The following is a 17,424-nucleotide window of genomic DNA, read 5'->3' on the forward strand; positions in this document are numbered from 1 at the left end:
TCATCCGGCTGGGGCGGGGGTTCAACGGGATCGAGACCAGCGGCACCACCGTGACGGCGGGCGCTGCCGCGCTGGATGCGCATGTGGCGCGCAAGGCGGCCGCCGCCGGGGTGGATCTGACCTTTCTGCGCACCATCCCGGGCAGCATCGGCGGGGCCGTCAGGATGAACGCGGGGTGCTATGGCACCTATGTGGCCGATCACCTGCGCGACGTGCAGGTGGTGCTGCGCGACGGGCGGCTGGTGACGCTTTCGCCCGCCGCGCTGGAGCTGGCCTATCGGCGCTCCACCCTGCCGCCCGGGGCCGTCATTGTCTCTGCCACCTTCACCGGCCCCGAGGGCGCGCCCGAGGCGCTGGAGGCGCGGATGGCCGACCAGCTTGCCAAGCGCGACGCGACCCAGCCCACGAAGGACCGCACGGCGGGCTCCACCTTTCGCAATCCGGCAGGCTTCAGCTCCACCGGCAAGGCCGATGACACCCATGAGATGAAGGCCTGGAAGCTGATCGACGACGCCGGGATGCGCGGCGCGCGCGAGGGTGGGGCGGTGATGAGCGAGAAGCACTCGAACTTCCTCACCAACGCCGAAAACGCCAGCGCCGCCGACCTCGAAAATCTGGGCGAGATGATTCGAAAAAAGGTTTACGAAACCAGTGGCGTAACGCTAGAGTGGGAAATCATGAGGGTCGGTGAACCGGCCCCTGAAGAAGCAGGCGGCTGAGCGCACAACCCCGGAAAAGGGGAGGCGTCTCAAGCATCAAAGAAAACAAGGGCGAGGCGCGCGAAATCCCCGCGCGAAAACCATCGTCCGTTGGCAGAGGCGGACATGTCGAGCAGGACAGTCCAGAACGTTGCCGTCCTGATGGGCGGCCCTTCGGCAGAGCGCGAGGTTTCGCTCTCGTCGGGGCGTGAATGCGCGGCGGCGCTGCGCTCCGAAGGCTTTGACGTGACCGAAATCGACGCCGGGCAGGACGTGGCCGAGCGGCTGAAGGCGCTGGCCCCCGATGCGGTGTTCAATGCACTGCACGGGCGCTGGGGCGAGGATGGCTGCATTCAGGGGCTGCTGGAGTGGCTCGGAATTCCCTACACCCATTCCGGCGTGCTGGCCTCCTCCACCGCGATCGACAAGGAGCGGACCAAGGCGCTTTACCGCGCCCATGGGCTGCCGGTGGTCGACAGTGTTCTGGCGGGGCGCGATGAGGTGGAAGCCGCCCATGTGATGGCCCCGCCCTACGTGGTGAAGCCCTATAACGAGGGCTCCTCGGTGGGGATCTACATCGTCAATGCCGATGCCAATACCCCGCCCAAGCTGGATGAGAAGGCCCCCGCGGTGCTGATGGTGGAAGCCTTCGCGCCGGGCCGGGAGCTGACCTGCACGGTGATGGGCGATCGTGCGCTGGGCGTGACCGAGATCTTCACCGCCGGCTGGTATGACTACGAGGCGAAATATGCCGCGGGCGGCTCGCGCCACGTCTGCCCCGCCGATGTGCCGGCAGAGATTGCGGCGGCCTGCCAGGACTATGCGCTGCGCGCGCATCAGGCGCTGGGGTGCCGGGGCATCAGCCGCACCGATTTTCGCTGGGATGACAGCAAGGGCACGGCGGGCCTCGTGCTGCTGGAGACCAACACCCAGCCCGGCATGACGCCCACCTCGCTTTCTCCCGAGCACGCCGAGCACGCGGGCTACTCCTTTGGCGCCTTCTGCCGCTGGATCGTGGAGGATGCCTCATGCGGAAGATGAGCGCCCCCGCCGACGCCCCGCGCCGCGACCCTGCGCCCTCCCGCGTGGCCTACCGGCTGGAGCGGCTCTGGCTGACGCCCTTCTATCGCCGGCTGCTGCGCGTGGGCCTGCCGCTGGCCGCCGTGGCGCTGGCCGTCACCTGGTATTTCTCCGACGAGGGCCGCCGGGGGCAGGTGACAGACCTCATCAGCGATGCCCGTCGCTCGGTGGAGGAGCGCCCCGAGTTCATGGTGAAGATGCTCGCCGTGGAGGGCGCCTCGGAAGAGCTTTCGGGCGATATCCGCGCGCTGGTTCCTTATGAGTTCCCGCTCTCCAGCTTCGATATGGATCTCGACGCCACCCGCGCCGCCATCGAAGAGCTCGATGCCGTGGCCCGTGCCCATGTGCGCATCCGCCCCGGCGGGGTGTTGCTGGTGGAAATCGAGGAGCGCATTCCGGCGCTGGTCTGGCGCAAGCGTGACGGTTCGCTCCTGTTGCTCGATGAGAGCGGCCACCGGGTGGCACCGCTTCTGTCGCGCGGGCTGCGCCCTGACCTGCCGCTGGTGGTGGGCCGTGGATCGGATGCGCCCGCCGCCGTGGCCGAGGCGCGCGCCATCTATGCCGCCGCCTTGCCGCTGGCGGGCCGGATGCGCGGCCTGATCCGTCGCGGCGAGCGGCGCTGGGACGTGGTGCTGGACCGCGACCAGGTGATCCAGCTGCCCGAGCAGGGGGCTGTGGCCGCGCTGGAGCGGGTCATCGCGCTCGACGAGGCGGAAGACATGCTGGGCCGTGACCTGGCTGTGATCGACATGCGAATTCCCGGCCGTCCGACGCTGCGGATGGCCCCCGGCGCGGTGGACGAGTTCCGCCGGATCAAATCGCTCGAAATCGGAGGCTCGAACGGCTGATGACCGATCTCTATGAAAACCAGCGCGCCATGCGGCGGATGCGCAAACAGGCCATGGACCGTGGCGTGATCGCCATTCTCGACGTGGGCACCAGCAAGATCGCCTGCCTCGTGCTGCGCTTCGACGGGCCGGGGCGCTTTCGCGAGGCCGACGGCGTGGGCAGCCTGGCCGGGCAATCCAGCTTCCGGGTGATCGGCGCGGCCACCACCCGCTCGCGCGGTGTGTCCTTCGGCGAGATCGACGCGATGCAGGAGACCGAGCGCGCCATTCGCACCGCCGTGCAGGCGGCGCAGAAGATGGCGGGCGTGCGCGTCGATCACGTGATTGCCGCCTTCGCCGGCGCGCGGCCTCGTAGCTACGGGCTCGACGGCGCGATCGAGCTGGCCGACAGCACGGTGAGCGAGGCCGATGTGGCACGGGTGCTGGCCTCCTGCGTAGTGCCGGATTTCGGGGCAGGGCGGCAGGCGCTGCATGCCCATCCGGTGAACTTTGCCATCGACCATCGCTCCGGCCTGATCGACCCGCGCGGCCAGATTGGCAACCGGCTGGCCGCCGACATGCACCTGCTGACGATTGAAACCAGCGTGGTGCAGAATCTGCTTTATTGCATCAAACGGTGTGATCTGGAGCTGGCCGGGCTCGCGTCTTCGGCCTATGTGAGCGGCCTTTCGGCGCTGGTGGAAGACGAGCAGGAACTTGGCTCGGCCTGTATCGACCTCGGCGGCGGGGCGACGACGCTCTCGGTCTTCATCAAGAAGCACATGATCTACGCCGATTCTGTGCGCCTCGGGGGCGATCACATCACCCGCGATATCAGCCAGGGCCTCCAGGTGAGCCCGCAGAAGGCCGAGTGGATCAAGACACGCCATGGCGGCGTGGTGGCGACCGGCATGGATGACCGCGAGATGATCCCGCTGGGCGGCGATACCGGCGATTGGGAGCATGACCAGCGGCAGGTGTCGCGCAGCGAGCTGATCGGGATCATGCGGCCCCGGGTGGAGGAAATCCTCGAAGAGGTGCGCGTGCGCCTCGATGCCGCCGGGTTCGAGCACCTGCCCAGCCAGAAGATCGTGCTGACCGGGGGCGGATCACAGATTCTGGGCCTCGACGAACTGGCGAGCCGCATCCTTGGCCAGCAAGTGCGCCTTGGCCGCCCGCTCCGGGTGCAGGGCTTGCCGCAGGCCGCGACCGGCCCGGCCTTCTCCAGCGCCGTGGGGCTCTGCCTCTACTCGGCGCACCCGCAGGACGAGTGGTGGGACTTCGACATCCCCGCCGATACCTACCCGGCGCGCTCGCTCAAGCGCGCGATGAAATGGTTCCGTGACAACTGGTGAACGCAAGATGCTGTGGTATACGCAAGATCCCGCCAATATGGGAAAAATACCCCACTACAAATTGTGGCATTTTTGCGTTTTTTGGGTGACGTATCGCGGCCAAAGCGATAAAGTGCCTTAAATTTCGAGTCATTTTGGGCGGTGGGGCGCCGTCAGTGGCTCGTCCCGGGGATAGAAACGAAAAAGAGACAGGCGGAAATCAGATGACCTTGAACCTCACCATGCCGACAGAGCTGGACCTCAAGCCGCGGATCACCGTGTTCGGTGTTGGCGGGGCAGGGGGCAACGCTGTCAACAACATGATCGAAAAAGAGCTCGACGGGGTCGAGTTCGTTGTGGCCAACACCGACGCGCAGGCGCTTCAGCAGTCTGCCGCGCAGTCGCGCATCCAGATGGGCGTGAAGGTGACCGAGGGCCTCGGCGCGGGCGCACGGCCCACCGTGGGCGCGGCGGCGGCCGAAGAGACCATCGAAGAGATCATCGACCACCTCGCCGGGGCTCATATGTGCTTCATCACCGCCGGCATGGGCGGCGGCACCGGCACCGGCGCCGCCCCGATCATCGCGCAGGCCGCGCGTGAGCTGGGCGTGCTGACCGTGGGCGTGGTGACCAAGCCGTTCCAGTTCGAGGGTGGCAAGCGGATGCGCCAGGCCGAGGAGGGCGTGGAAGCCCTGCAGAAGGTCGTGGACACGCTGATCATCATCCCCAACCAGAACCTGTTCCGGCTGGCGAACGAGAAGACCACCTTCACCGAGGCCTTCGCGCTGGCCGACGACGTGCTCTACCAGGGCGTGAAGGGCGTGACCGACCTGATGGTGCGCCCCGGCCTCATCAACCTCGACTTCGCCGACGTGCGTGCGGTGATGGACGAGATGGGCAAGGCGATGATGGGCACCGGCGAGGCCGAGGGCGAGGACCGCGCCAAGCAGGCCGCGCAGAAGGCCATCGCCAACCCGCTGCTCGACGAGATCAGCCTGAATGGCGCCAAGGGCGTGCTCATCAACATCACCGGTGGGCATGACCTGACCCTGTTCGAGCTGGACGAGGCCGCCAACGAGATCCGCGAGAAGGTGGACAGCGACGCCAACATCATCGTCGGCTCCACGCTCGACACCTCGCTGGAAGGCTTCATGCGCGTCTCCGTGGTTGCCACCGGCATCGACGTGATGGACGAAGAGCGCGAAATGCCGGTGCCGCGCCGCTCCATGGCTGCGCCGTTGCCCCATGCCGCCGAGGCCGAGGCCGAGGCTGCGCCCGCTCCGGCGCCGATGCAGGAGGTGGCCGAGGCCCCCGCTGCGCCGCAGGTGTCGATCACTGGTGCACGCCCTGCCGAGGCCCAGCCCGCCGCGCCCGCGCCGCAGGCCGAGGCGGAAGAGCCCTCGCTCTTCCCCGCCTTCCGTGCCCCGGCGCAGGACGAAGACGAGACCTCGGCCAGCGACGACCTCCCGCCGCCCGCCTATCGCCCCGCCGCTGAGGCCCAGCCGCTGGAGGCCTCTGAGGCCCCCGCCGAGTATGAGCCGCAGCCCGCCGCCCGCACCGCACCCGGCACTCCCTCGGCCGAGGCGCTCGCACGGCTGCACCAGGCGGTGCGCAAGGTTCCCGGTGCCGGTCAGCCGGCCGAGGCCCAACCGCAGCGCCCGGCGGCCGCCGCCCCCGCGCCGCAGCCCCAGCAGCCCGCCGCAGCCGCCGATCACAAGGCCCGCTTCGGCATCGGATCGCTGATCACGCGGATGGCCGGTCACGGCGCCGAAGCCCCCTCAGAGCAGCCCGCGCACCGCGAGCCGCCGATGAGCTCCGCCGCCGCGCAACAGCAGCGTCCGGCCTATCGCCAGCCGCAGCTTGACCACGAGGAAGAGGTGGACCCCGAGCAGGAACGGATCGAGATTCCGGCCTTCCTGCGGCGTCAGGCGAACTGATCCGGGTCACGATACTCAGACCAAAAAAGGGCCGGGCGACCGGCCCTTTTTTCGTTGTGGGGCAGGCGGTTGCGGGGTGCTCCTAACGCGCTTGGCACAGTCTCGCCACACGGTTGACGCGGGATGTTACAGACCGTTGCAAAGATTGAGTTGAGGCCCCCGGCCTGCCCGCCTATCTGGGAGGACAACCGGGCGGATCGCGCCCGGAGACAGGAACTGAGGCAGTCTCGAAGAGGCATGTGGTGCAAACGACGCTGAACAAGAACGTGACGCTTTCGGGCGTGGGCCTGCATTCAGGCCGCCCGGCGCGGATCACGCTGAAGCCGGCGATGGCTGACCAGGGGATCTGGTTTCGCCGCACCGACTCGGTGTCTGGCAACGCCTTTCTGCCGGCCCGCTGGGACGCGGTGGTGGAAAGCCCGCTCTGCACCCTTCTGACAAACGAAGACGGCGTGAGCCTGTCGACCGTGGAGCATGTCATGGCTGCCCTGGCCGGCTGCGGCGTGCATAACGCGCTGATCGAGGTGTCGGGCCCCGAAGTGCCGATCCTCGATGGCTCCGCAGCGCCTTTCGTCGGCGCCATCCTCAAGGCCGGCCTGAGAGAGCTGGAGGCGCCGGTGCGCGCGATCCGTGTGCTGAAGCCCGTGGAAGTGCGCCGCGGCGATGCCGTGGCCCGGCTCGACCCGACCGGCGACAGCCTGCACATCGACTTCGGGATCGACTTCGAAGATGCCGCGATCGGTGCGCAGACCCGTTCGATGAACATGGCCAACGGCGCCTTCGTCCGCGAGCTTTGCGACAGCCGCACCTTCTGCCGCGCCGCCGATGTCGAGGCGATGCGGGCCGATGGCAAGGCCTTGGGCGGCACCTACGAGAATGCTGTTGTGGTGGAGGGCGACAAGGTGCTCTCCCCCGGCGGATTGCGCCACGACGACGAGCCGGTGCGCCACAAGATGCTCGATGCCCTGGGCGACCTCGCGCTTGCCGGTCACCCGTTGCTGGCCCGCTATACCGGCCGCCGCGCCGGTCACGCGCTGACCAACGCGCTCCTTCACGCCCTCTTTGCCGACCCGTCGGCCTACGAGGTTGTGACCTGCGACGCCGAGATGGCGCGCAACCTGCCCGGCACCGGTCTCAAGAGCCGCGATCTGCGGCTCGTGGCCTGAACACGGGCGGCAGAAGCCGTTGCAGCTCCGCCCCGACGTGGCTTTTGCACAGGCGATCTGCGCCAAAGCCATTTTGCACCGCAATTTCTTGTGCTACACCCCTCGTAATCACCGCAGGCCGTGGGCGATGCGGGCAATAAAGTCACGGGGTTAGGCAAGAATGGCGGCGCAGAAAGGGCGAGCAGGGCTGGCAGGAACGGTGGCGCTTGTGCTCCTGCTGTCGGGCTGTGGCGTGTTCCGGTCGGAACCCGAGCAGACGCTCGAAGACCTCACCCCGGAACAGATTTACCAACGCGGCGAAGCCAGGCTCGAACGCGGCCAGGCCGATGATGCGGCCGAACTCTTCGCCGAGGTCGAGCGGCTCTATCCCTATTCGGTCTGGGCGAGGCGCGCGCTGATCATGCAGGCCTTCGCCTATCACCGCGACCGCGATTACGAGAACAGCCGCGCCAGCGCGCAGCGCTACCTCGATTTCTACCCCGCCGAAGAAGATGCCGCCTATGCGCAGTATCTCCTTGCGCTCAGCTACTATGACCAGATCGACGAGGTTGGCCGTGACCAGGGCCTGACCTTCCAGGCGCTTCAGGCGCTGCGCGAGGTGATCGAGAAGTATCCGGACAGCGAATATGCCTCCTCGGCGATCCTCAAGTTCGACCTTGCCTTCGACCATCTCGCGGCGAAGGAAATGGAAATTGGCCGCTACTACCTGAAGCGGGGCCACTACCTGGCCGCCATCAACCGCTTCCGCGTGGTGGTGGAAGAGTTCCAGACCACGACCCAGACGCCCGAGGCGCTGCACCGGCTGGTGGAGGCCTATCTTTCGCTCGGGCTCAACGCCGAAGCGCAGACGGCGGGGGCGATCCTGGCCTACAACTACCGCTCGTCGGAGTGGTATGAGGATACCTACACCCTGCTGGCCCGTCGCAACCTCAAGGCCCAGGCACAGGGCGACAACTGGCTGCGCCAGATCTATCGCCAGATGGTGAAGGGCGAGTGGCTGTAACAGGCCACGGGGGGTAACATCAGCCCATGCTGCGCGGGCTCGACATACGCGATTTGCTCATCATCGACCGGCTCGAACTCAGCTTCGCGCCCGGGCTCAACGTGCTCACCGGCGAGACCGGGGCGGGAAAGTCGATCCTCCTCGATGCGCTTGGCTTCGTGCTGGGCTGGCGCGGGCGCGCAGAGCTGGTGCGCGCGGGCGCGGCGCAGGGGGAGGTGGTGGCCGAGTTCGAGCTGTCCGAGGGCCACCCTGCGCGCCGGGTGCTGGAAGAGGCGGGCATTCCGGTTGAGGATGAGCTGATCCTGCGCCGCGTAAACACCGCCGATGGCCGCAAGACCGCCTGGGTGAATGACAGGCGCGTGTCCGGCGAGGTGTTGCGCGGGCTGTCGGATGTGTTGGTGGAGTTGCACGGCCAGCAGGATGACAGGGGCCTGCTCAACCCGCGCGGCCACCGGGCGTTGCTTGACGAGTTCGCGGGCCTGGACATTGCCCCCACCCGCGCCGCCTGGCGCGCGCGACGAGAGGCCGGTGCGGCGCTGGAGAAGGCCCGTGCCGCGCAGGCGGCCCTTGCGGCGGAAGAGGAGTTTTTGCGCCATGCGGCGGGCGAGCTTTCGGCGCTCGATCCGCAGCCGGGCGAGGAGGCGGAGCTGGACGCGCGCCGCCGCCTGATGCAGGCGGCCAGCCGGATTCGGGCCGACATCCAGAAGGCCCACCAGGCGCTTGGCCCGGAGGGGGCCGAGGGCATGCTCTCGGATGCCACGCGCTGGCTCGATGGCGCCGCCGAGGCCGCCGAGGGGCAGCTCGACGGACCGCTTGAGGCGCTCTCCCGCGCGATAGATGCGCTGGGGGAGGCCGAGCAGGGGGTGGGCGAGGCGCTGGACGCGCTGAGCCATGATCCGCACGAGCTGGAGGCCACCGAAGAGCGGCTCTTCGCCATCCGGGGCCTCGCCCGCAAGCATGGCGTCGCGCCGGATGAGCTGGCCGCGCTTACCGCCGAGCTGACGGAGAAGCTGGAGACGCTGGACGCGGGCGAAGGCGGGATTGCTACACTGGAGAAGGCGGCCCGCGCCGCGCAGCGCGCCTATACGGAGGCCGCCACACGGCTCACCGAGGCCCGCCGCAAGGCCGCGGCAAAGCTCGACAAGGCGATGAGCGCGGAGCTGGCCCCGCTGAAGATGGAACGCGCGGTGTTTTCCACGGTGATCGAGGAGGCTGAGCCTGGCCCCGAGGGCGCCGATGGCGTGACCTTCACCGTGGCCACCAACCCCGGCGCGCCGGCAGGCCCGCTGAACAAGATCGCCTCCGGGGGCGAGCTTTCACGCTTTCTGCTGGCGCTGAAGGTCTGCCTGACGCGGCACACCACCGGGCTGACGATGATCTTCGACGAGATCGACCGGGGCGTGGGCGGGGCCACCGCCGATGCGGTCGGTCGCAGGCTGGCGGGGCTTGCGGCTTCGGGGCAGGTGCTTGTCGTCACCCACAGCCCGCAGGTGGCGGCCATGGGCGCGCATCATTGGCGCGTTGAAAAGCGGGTGGCCAAGGGTCAGACCCTTTCGACCGTCACCGCGCTCGATGCACCAAGCCGCGTCGATGAGCTGGCCCGGATGCTGGCAGGCGAAACCGTGACGGAAGAGGCCCGCGCCGCGGCACGGGCCCTTCTTGCAGGCTAAAAAACCAGACCTGGCTTAGCGGCGACGGTAGCTCGCCAGTGCGGTGCGGGTGCGGGCGCGCAGCAGGTCGGGCTTGCCGACGGCGGCCATGTCGGCGCAGACGTAATCGGCAGCGGCTTCGGCCTCTTGCGGCGAGACTGCGTAATTAGCTTCGATGCTCTTGATGAAGGCCTTCGTCGGGCCGTTGATCAGGGCCACCTTGGGCAGCGGGCCACGCGCACAGGAGATTTGCACTCCGGCGGCAGAGACCGACACGGCAGAGAGCGCAAGCGCAAGCGCGGCGAGGGGAAGGGTATGGCGTTTCATGACAGACTCCGGGCGGTTGTTGTACGTCACAAGAAGAAGGAGCGAGGCGCTTTTCGTGCCCCGCTCCATTAAACTTGTCATTAAATTCGGCCCAAATTAGGACGATTCCGGGGCGCTTTCTGCGGCCCGGGTGCCACCCCCGTGTCGGGGCTGCGCGCCTTACTGCTTGCGCTCGTAGCCCGCGGTGGCCTCGTAGGTGAGATCCACCAGGTAATCGAGATCGCCCACGGCGCCCATGTTGCCGCAGACCTGGCGGGCGATGCGCTCGGCCTCGCGCTCGGTCATCACGAAGTTTTCCATCAGGCTGTCGACGAAGGTCTCGTAGTGGCCGTTGATCATCGGGTTCGAGGGAATCGGGCCGCGGTTGCAGTGAATGACGAGCCGCGCATCCGCCGCCTGGGCGGTGAAAATTGCGCTCAGCGCAAGGGCGGCAGCGGTCGTGAGTGATTTGAAAGTCATGTGTTAGCCATCCCAGTTAAAAACTAGCCACAATTTAGCCAAAATGTGATTTTAATCTAGTGCGTTAGATGCCGCATGGTTAACTCACGGTGGAAACGGACTGTTTCCGCCGTTCGGGCGTGCCCGCACCATCTTGCCCGGATTGAGGATGCCCTGCGGGTCCAGCGCGGCTTTCAGCGCTTCCATCACGCCCCAAGCCAACCCGTGCTCGGCCTCCATCAGGTGCAGCTTGCCCATGCCGATTCCATGCTCGCCGGTGATGGTGCCGCCGAAGGCCAGCGCGCGCTCGGCCATGGTGTCGGCGATCCGTTTGGCCTTCTGCCAGTGCTCCGGATTGTCCTTGTCGATCAGCAGGATGGCGTGAAAATTCCCGTCGCCGACATGGCCGAGGATCGGGCCCTCAAGGCCGGCTTCCGCGATGTCCTGCGCCGTCAGTTCCACCGCTTCGGCGAGCCGCGAGATCGGCACGCACATGTCGGTCACGATGGCCTTGGCGCTCTTCCGGCTGGCGAGGATGGCCCAATAGGCGTGGTGCCGCATCTGCCACAGCGCGGTGCGGTCTTCGGCCCGCTCGGCCCAGCTGAAGTCTTGCCCGTTCATGTCGTTCACAAGTTCGCCAAAAAAGCGTGCATCACCGGCCACCGAGCTTTCGGACCCGTGAAACTCCACCAGAAGGTGAGGCATGGGGGGAAACTCCGCGCCTGAGTAGGCGTTCACGGCCTCCACGGTCGCCCCGTCGACAAACTCGATTCGCGCCATCGGCAGCCCGGCCTGGATGGTTGCGATCACGCAATCCACCGCATCGCCCATCCGGGGGAAGGCGCAGGTGGCGGCGGCCACCGCCTCGGGTTGGCCCTGGAGCTTGAGCGTGAGTTCGGTGATCAGCCCCAGCGTGCCCTCCGAGCCCACCATCAGCCGGGTCAGGTCATAGCCGTTGGAGGCCTTGCGCGCGCCCGAGCCGGTGCGGATCACCGAGCCGTCGGCCAGAACCACCTCCAAGGCCAGCACGTTTTCGGCCATGGTGCCGTAGCGCACCGCCGTTGTGCCGCTGGCCCGTGTGCTGGCCATGCCGCCCAGCGTGGCATTGGCGCCCGGATCGACCGGAAAAAACAGGCCCGTGGCCCGCAATTCATGGTTCAGCGCCTCGCGTGTCACGCCGGGCTGGACCACGGCGACCATATCTTCGGCGCGCACCTCCAGCACCCTGTCCATCCGGCTGAAATCTACCACCAGCCCGCCTTGCACCGCCAGACCGTGGCCCTCCAGCGAGGTGCCCGCGCCCCAGCCGACCACGGGGCAGGCGGCCTCGGCGCAGGCCTTCACAATGCCCGCCACCTCAGCCGTCGTTTCGGGATAGGCCACCGCCTCGGGCGGGGTCAGGGGAAAATGCGTCTCGCTCCGCCCGTGCTGTGCCAGATCGCTCTTGGACCGGCTGAGCCGATCGCCTAGAACGGCCTGAAGGCCGGTCTGCGCCTCCTGGAAAGGCATCTCTTCTCCTCGCGCTGCACCGGACGCCACCCTAGGCGATGCGGGACGTCCGGGGAAGAGCGCCAGGCGCCGTCCCGCGGCAGCGAGTCTGAGGGGCAGCCTTGAGCGAGACCGAAGGGCAGGGGAGGGAGGCGCCAGCGGAAGGCCCGCTGCGCAGGCGCCTGTCCGAGCTGCGCGAGGTGGTCGATACGCTTGTTCGCCTGATCCGCCAGCGGGGCCCGAGCCAGGTGCAGTTCTGGTTCATCGCGCTGGCCCTTGGCGTGGCCGCCGGCTATGCCGCCATCCTCTTCCGCCTCGGGATCGACTGGTTGCAGGGCCTGCTCTACGGCACCGATGACACCCGGATGATCCACTCTTTCGCCGCCGAGCTGCCTTGGTGGTGGGTGCTGGTGCTGCCGATCCTCGGCGGGCTGGCCGTGGGGATCATCCTTGATCGCTTCGCGCCCGGCGCGCGCGCGCGCTCTGTGGCGGATGTGATCCATGGCGCGGCGCTGAACCGGGGGCGGGTGGAGCAGCGCGCCGGGCTCGCCTCTGCGTTGGCTTCACTCATCACCCTTTCTTCCGGCGGCTCAACGGGCCGGGAGGGGCCGGTGGTGCACCTGGCCGCCGTCATCTCCTCCTGGGTGTCCGAACGGATCAACGCAAACGGCGTCACCGGGCGCGACCTGATGGGCTGCGCCGTCGCCGCCGCCGTCTCCGCCAGCTTCAACGCCCCCATCGCGGGCGCGCTTTTCGCGCTGGAGGTGGTGCTGCGCCATTTCGCCGTCCACGCCTTCGCCCCCATCGTCATCGCCAGCGTCGCGGGCACTGTGGTGAGCCGCAGCTTCTTTGGCGATGTTGCCGAGTTCACCCTCGGCGGAGACGGTGTGCTCAGCTTCTATGTCGAGCTGCCCGCCTTCCTGCTTCTCGGCATCACCTGCGGGTTGGTGGCGGTGGTGCTGATGCGGGCCGTGTTCTGGGCCGATGGGCTGGGCAACAGGGTGATGCAGGCCACGGGCCTGCCGCGCATCCTGCGCCCCGCCATCGCCGGCGCGCTGCTGGGCGCCATCGCCATCGGCTATCCGCATATCATCGGCGTCGGCTATGAAACCACCTCCGCGGCGCTGACCGGCGCGCTCGTGTTCCGCGAGGCGGTGATCTTCGTGGTCATCAAGGTCGCCGCGGTGGCGATCACCATGGCGGGCCGGATGGGCGGCGGCATGTTCTCGCCTTCGCTGATGGTGGGCGCGCTCACCGGGCTGGCCTTCGGCGTGGTGGCGACGGGTATCTTCCCCGAGGTCTCCGGCACACCCACGCTTTACGCGCTCGCGGGGATGGGCGCGTTGGCGGCGGCGGTACTGGGCGCGCCGATCTCCACCACCCTCATCGTCTTCGAACTGACGGGCGACTGGCAGACCGGCCTCGCGGTGATGGTTGCCGTGTCGCTTTCCACCGCGATCTCATCCCGGCTGGTGGATCGCAGCTTCTTCCTGACCCAGCTTGAGCGGCGCGGCATCCGCATGGCCGCCGGGCCGCAGGATTACCTCTTGTCGGTGCACTCGGCAGCGGCGGTGATGCGCGCGGTCGACAGCCCCCGGGCCGCCCCGCGCGACACCTGCGACGAGATGATTGCCGCCGGCATCGCGCTGGCGCCCGATACGACGCTGGCCACCGCCCTGCCGATGTTCGAAACCAGCGGCCACAGCTTCATCCCGGTGGTCGCCTCGGCAGGCGATGGCGGGAAGGGAGAACTCATGGGCGCGCTGTTCCACCTGGATGCGCTCAGGGCCTACAACCGCGCCCTGGCGGAAACGGCGGCGGAAGAGCACAGCTGACCCCGCGCGCAGCAGGCGGCATGCGGGCATCCCGGACAATTCGATTCAAATTGTCGCTGGCGCGCGCCCTGCTCCTCATTGCTCATTGAAAATCCCGGGGGTGTGGGGGCAGCGCCCCCACCGGGCTGACGGTGCCGCCTGGCCCGGACCGTCGGGCGCGGCTCAGACCTGCTCCACCGTCACCTTCTCGGCATAGAAGGCGAGGTAGCCCTTGATCCGCTCCATGCCGTCCTTCGGCTCTTCGTAGGACCAGGCCGCGTCGCGGATGGTGCCCGACTTGATCTCGATGTCGTAATGCTGGGCGTCGCCCTTGTGCGGGCAGTGGGTGACCGTCTCGGACTTGTCGAGGAAGGCCATGGCGATGTCGCCCCGCGGGAAGTAGATGACAAAAGGCATGTCGCCCTCGGTCAGCTCAAGTGCCGCGGCGCTCTCGCCCAGTACGGCCCCACCGGCCCGCACAACCCAGGTTCCCTCAGCGTCGCGTATCTTGATATGATCGGCCATCCCTTGCCTCCCGTTATGATTGTTCAGGCGCTTATATAGCCTTGGGGCGTGACAGGTAAATGTCGCGTGATGTCCCCGCGCCGCTATAGCGCAGCGCAGGCCTGTCGCAGCCAGTCCCGCACGTCGCCCTGAACCCGGGGGCTGACCCGTGCCCAGACCTCGGCGTGATAGCCGTTGAGCCAGTCCCGCTCGCCGGGCGAGAGCATCTCGACCACGATCAGGTGGCGGTCGATCGGCACCCAGGTGAGGGTTTCGAAGGCCAGCATCTCGCGGTCATCCGCGCCCTCAAGCGCGGGTGCGGGTTCCACCACCACGAGGTTCTCGATGCGGATGCCAAAGGCCCCCTCGCGGTAGTATCCCGGTTCGTTGGAGAGGATCATGCCCGGCTCAAGCGGGATCTCGGAGACGCGGGAGAGGCGGGCCGGGCCTTCGTGCACGGAGAGATAGGCCCCCACGCCGTGGCCGGTGCCATGGTCATAGTCCTGCCCGGCCAGCCAGAGCGGGTAGCGGGCGACGGCCTCGATATCGCGCCCCGCGCGGCCCTTGGGCCAGCGGATGCGGCTCATCGCGATCATGCCTTGCAGCACCCGGGTGAAGGCCTCCGCCGCGCCCTCGGGGGGCGGGCCGACGGTGAGGGTGCGGGTGATGTCGGTGGTGCCGTCGAGATACTGCCCGCCGCTGTCCACCAGCAGCAGTTCGCCGGGCTTCACGGCGCGGTTGGTCTCATGGGTGACGCGATAATGCACGATGGCCCCGTTCGGCCCGGCGCCGCTGATGGTGTCGAAGCTGATCTCGCGCAGCTCGTTGGCCTCGCGGCGGAACCCTTCGAGCTTCTCTGCCACGGTGATCTCGGTGAGGGCGCCATTCGGGGCCTCATCGTCGAGCCAGGCCAGAAACTTCACCATGGCCACCGCGTCGCGCAGGTGGGCGGCGCGCATGCCCTCCAGCTCGGCACCGTTCTTCTTTGCTTTTGGCAGCAGGCAGGGGTCGGGGGCTTCTACCACCTCGGCCTTGCCGCGCAGGATGGCCGCCACCGCCTCGGGCGCGCTTTCGGGGTCGATCTGCACGCGCCCCCCGAGCTCGGCCAGCGCGGCGATGAAGCCGGCGCGCGGCAGCACCGCCACATCCGGGCCAAGGTCGAGCCCTTCGGCCTGGGTGGGGTCGCAGAAAAGCTGCACCTTTCCAGAGGCTTCCAGAACGGCGTTCACGCGGGCAATCGGGTTGCGGGCAATGTCGGAACCGCGAATGTTCAGGAGCCAGCAGACGGAATCCGGCAGGGTGAGCACGCAGGCATCCACCTTGTCATCCGCCAGTTCCGCCCCCAGCCGCCCGCGCTTGTCGGCGCTCTCTTCGCCAGCGAACTCCAGCGGATGGGAAACGATCGGGTTGGCGGGTTCAGGTGGGCGGTCCTGCCAGATGGCATCTACCGGGTTGTCCTCGACCGGCACCAGCGCAAGGCCCTCCGGCTCCAGCGCCTTTTCCAGCGCGGCCACCTCCTTCACCGAGTGCAACCACGGATCGAAGCCGATCTTCGCCCCCTCGGGCGCGTGGTCGATGAGCCAGTCGGCCAGCTTCGTCTCGGGCCAGGGCACGGGGGTAAAATGGGCGGTGTCGACCTGCGCCTTCACCTGCACCCGGTAGCGTCCGTCGATGAAGACACCCGCGATCTCGGGGAGCACGGCGGCAAAGCCTGCCGAGCCGGTAAAGCCGGTGAGCCAGGCGAGCCGTTCGTCGCAGGGCGCCACGTATTCGCCCTGGTGCCGGTCGGCGCGGGGCACGAGCAGGCCGGTGAGGCCAAGCGTTTCCAGCCGGTCGCGCAGAGCCTTCAGGCGGGGCGGGCCATCGGCGGGATTTGTGGGGGCGTCGAAGGTTTGAAACATGGGCGGTCTCCTTGGCGCGGAGAGTGCCTCGGGGCGGCGGGAATGGCCAGAGGGGTAGGTTGGGACGTGTTCCGGCTCCGCGTCGGGCACGCAAACCGTGCAGCGCCTGCCCGCGGGGAGGCGCATGCAACGGCAGTTCGGGGCACTTTATGGTGCGGTAGTCATCTTCCCTCTGGGGTCGTGATGAACGTTCCCGAAGCGCCTGCCCAGGGGGCGGGCAGGCGCTGCACGGCGGCTTCGCCTTGATTCCGTGCGGGTGGTTGCCTCAGCTTGCCTTCTTCATTCCCATGACACGCGCCCTCGCGCGCGGATCGGAGTCGAAGAGGCTGGCCAGTTGCTCGGTCATCGCGCCGGCCAGTTGTTCGACGTCCGTGATCGTCACCGCCCGGTCGTAGTAGCGGGTCACGTCATGGCCGATGCCGATGGCCAGGAGCTCCACCGCGCGGCGCTTCTCGATCATGGCGATCACGTCGCGCAGGTGCTTTTCGAGGTAGTTGGCCGGGTTCACCGACAGGGTCGAATCGTCCACCGGGGCGCCATCGGAGATGACCATGAGAATCTTCCTCACCTCGCGGCGGTTCACCATGCGGCGGTGCGCCCATTCGAGCGCCTCGCCGTCGATGTTTTCCTTCAGCAGGCCTTCTTTCATCATCAGGCCAAGGTTGGCCCGGGCGCGGCGCCATGGCGCGTCGGCGCTCTTGTAGATGATGTGGCGCAGGTCGTTCAGACGGCCCGGCGTTTGCGGGCGGCCCTCGGCGAGCCATTTCTCGCGGGCCTGCCCGCCCTTCCAGGCGCGGGTGGTGAAGCCGAGGATCTCGACCTTCACCTGGCAGCGCTCCAGCGTGCGGGCCAGCACATCGGCGCAGATCGCGGCGATGGAGATGGGCCGCCCGCGCATCGAGCCGGAGTTGTCGAGCAGCAGCGTGACCACCGTGTCGCGAAACTCGGTGTCCTTCTCAACCTTGAAGGAGAGCGGAGTCGTCGGGTTGGCGACGACGCGGGCGAGGCGGCCTGCGTCGAGGATGCCTTCCTCGCGGTCAAACTCCCAACTGCGGTTCTGCTGGGCCTGAAGGCGGCGTTGCAGCTTATTAGCAAGCCGCGACACCGCGCCCTTCAGCGGTTCGAGCTGCTGGTCGAGGTAGTCGCGCAGCCGCTCCAGCTCGGCGGGCTGGGCCAGCTCTTCGGCGGGGATCTCCTCGTCGAAGGTGCCGTCATAGACGGTGTAATTCGGGTCGGCCTCGGAGGCGGGGGCGGGGGG

The 17,424-nt window shown here is 67.9% G+C and carries 15 protein-coding genes; 9 read left to right on the forward strand and 6 right to left on the reverse strand.

What is annotated here, in order from left to right; all coding sequences use genetic code 11:
• The 8 genes from DYI42_RS19930 to recN form a co-directional block, all read left to right on the forward strand.
• A partial coding sequence (locus DYI42_RS19930; RefSeq protein ID WP_213548361.1) for an FAD-binding protein occupies nt 1–719 on the forward strand: 719 nt, incomplete at its 5' end.
• A gap of 105 nt (nt 720–824) precedes the next feature.
• Nucleotides 825–1,739, forward strand: coding sequence for a D-alanine--D-alanine ligase (locus tag DYI42_RS19935; RefSeq protein WP_213548363.1), 915 nt, complete (start codon nt 825–827; stop codon nt 1,737–1,739).
• On the forward strand, nt 1,727–2,626 hold the full coding sequence (locus DYI42_RS19940; protein ID WP_213548365.1) for a cell division protein FtsQ/DivIB: 900 nt from the start codon (nt 1,727–1,729) through the stop codon (nt 2,624–2,626). The genes DYI42_RS19935 and DYI42_RS19940 overlap by 13 nt, the downstream gene beginning before the upstream one ends.
• Nucleotides 2,626–3,960, forward strand: coding sequence for a cell division protein FtsA (gene ftsA / locus DYI42_RS19945; protein ID WP_213548366.1), 1,335 nt, complete (start codon nt 2,626–2,628; stop codon nt 3,958–3,960). Before DYI42_RS19940 ends, ftsA begins: the two co-directional genes overlap by 1 nt.
• 203 nt (nt 3,961–4,163) lie before the next feature.
• Nucleotides 4,164–5,876: a cell division protein FtsZ gene (gene ftsZ / locus DYI42_RS19950; RefSeq protein ID WP_213548367.1), complete on the forward strand. Its 1,713-nt coding sequence runs from the start codon at nt 4,164–4,166 to the stop codon at nt 5,874–5,876.
• Nucleotides 5,877–6,118: 242 nt separating this feature from the next.
• Nucleotides 6,119–7,042 (forward strand): UDP-3-O-acyl-N-acetylglucosamine deacetylase, encoded by a 924-nt coding sequence (lpxC, locus tag DYI42_RS19955; RefSeq protein WP_213548368.1) that lies wholly within the window; start codon nt 6,119–6,121, stop codon nt 7,040–7,042.
• A gap of 160 nt (nt 7,043–7,202) precedes the next feature.
• Nucleotides 7,203–8,045 carry an outer membrane protein assembly factor BamD gene (locus DYI42_RS19960; protein WP_213548369.1) on the forward strand — a complete coding sequence of 281 codons (843 nt, stop codon included), beginning with the start codon at nt 7,203–7,205 and terminating at the stop codon, nt 8,043–8,045.
• Nucleotides 8,046–8,071: 26 nt separating this feature from the next.
• A complete protein-coding gene (gene recN / locus DYI42_RS19965) occupies nt 8,072–9,715 on the forward strand; it encodes a DNA repair protein RecN (protein ID WP_213548370.1) in 1,644 nt (547 codons plus the stop codon).
• A 15-nt stretch (nt 9,716–9,730) separates the two neighbouring features.
• On the opposite strand, the gene DYI42_RS19970 is transcribed toward recN, so the two are convergent.
• From DYI42_RS19970 to DYI42_RS19980, 3 genes are all read right to left on the reverse strand, one after another.
• A complete protein-coding gene (locus tag DYI42_RS19970; RefSeq protein WP_213548371.1) occupies nt 9,731–10,021 on the reverse strand; it encodes a hypothetical protein in 291 nt (96 codons plus the stop codon).
• A gap of 159 nt (nt 10,022–10,180) precedes the next feature.
• Nucleotides 10,181–10,480 (reverse strand): hypothetical protein, encoded by a 300-nt coding sequence (locus tag DYI42_RS19975; RefSeq protein ID WP_213548372.1) that lies wholly within the window; start codon nt 10,478–10,480, stop codon nt 10,181–10,183.
• Nucleotides 10,481–10,564: 84 nt separating this feature from the next.
• Nucleotides 10,565–11,968, reverse strand: a complete 1,404-nt coding sequence (locus DYI42_RS19980; RefSeq protein WP_213548374.1) for an FAD-binding oxidoreductase — start codon at nt 11,966–11,968, stop codon at nt 10,565–10,567.
• 101 nt (nt 11,969–12,069) lie between these two features.
• Between DYI42_RS19980 and DYI42_RS19985 the strand changes: the two genes are divergently transcribed.
• Entirely contained in the window at nt 12,070–13,782 is a 1,713-nt protein-coding gene (locus tag DYI42_RS19985; RefSeq protein WP_440870654.1) for a chloride channel protein, read from the forward strand.
• Between the two features lie 162 nt (nt 13,783–13,944).
• Here the strand turns inward: DYI42_RS19985 and DYI42_RS19990 are convergent, their stop codons facing one another.
• The 3 genes from DYI42_RS19990 to DYI42_RS20000 all read right to left on the reverse strand — a co-directional run.
• Nucleotides 13,945–14,286, reverse strand: a complete 342-nt coding sequence (locus DYI42_RS19990; RefSeq protein WP_213548376.1) for a DUF427 domain-containing protein — start codon at nt 14,284–14,286, stop codon at nt 13,945–13,947.
• 83 nt (nt 14,287–14,369) lie between these two features.
• Complete coding sequence (locus DYI42_RS19995; RefSeq protein WP_213548377.1) at nt 14,370–16,166, reverse strand: aminopeptidase P family protein; 1,797 nt, start codon at nt 16,164–16,166, stop codon at nt 14,370–14,372.
• Nucleotides 16,167–16,431: 265 nt separating this feature from the next.
• Nucleotides 16,432–17,424, reverse strand: a 993-nt coding sequence (locus DYI42_RS20000; RefSeq protein ID WP_440870655.1) for a cobaltochelatase CobT-related protein, incomplete at its 5' end; no start/stop codon positions are given.

This window comes from Vannielia litorea (assembly GCF_018424695.1).
Lineage (GTDB): Bacteria > Pseudomonadota > Alphaproteobacteria > Rhodobacterales > Rhodobacteraceae > Vannielia > Vannielia litorea_A.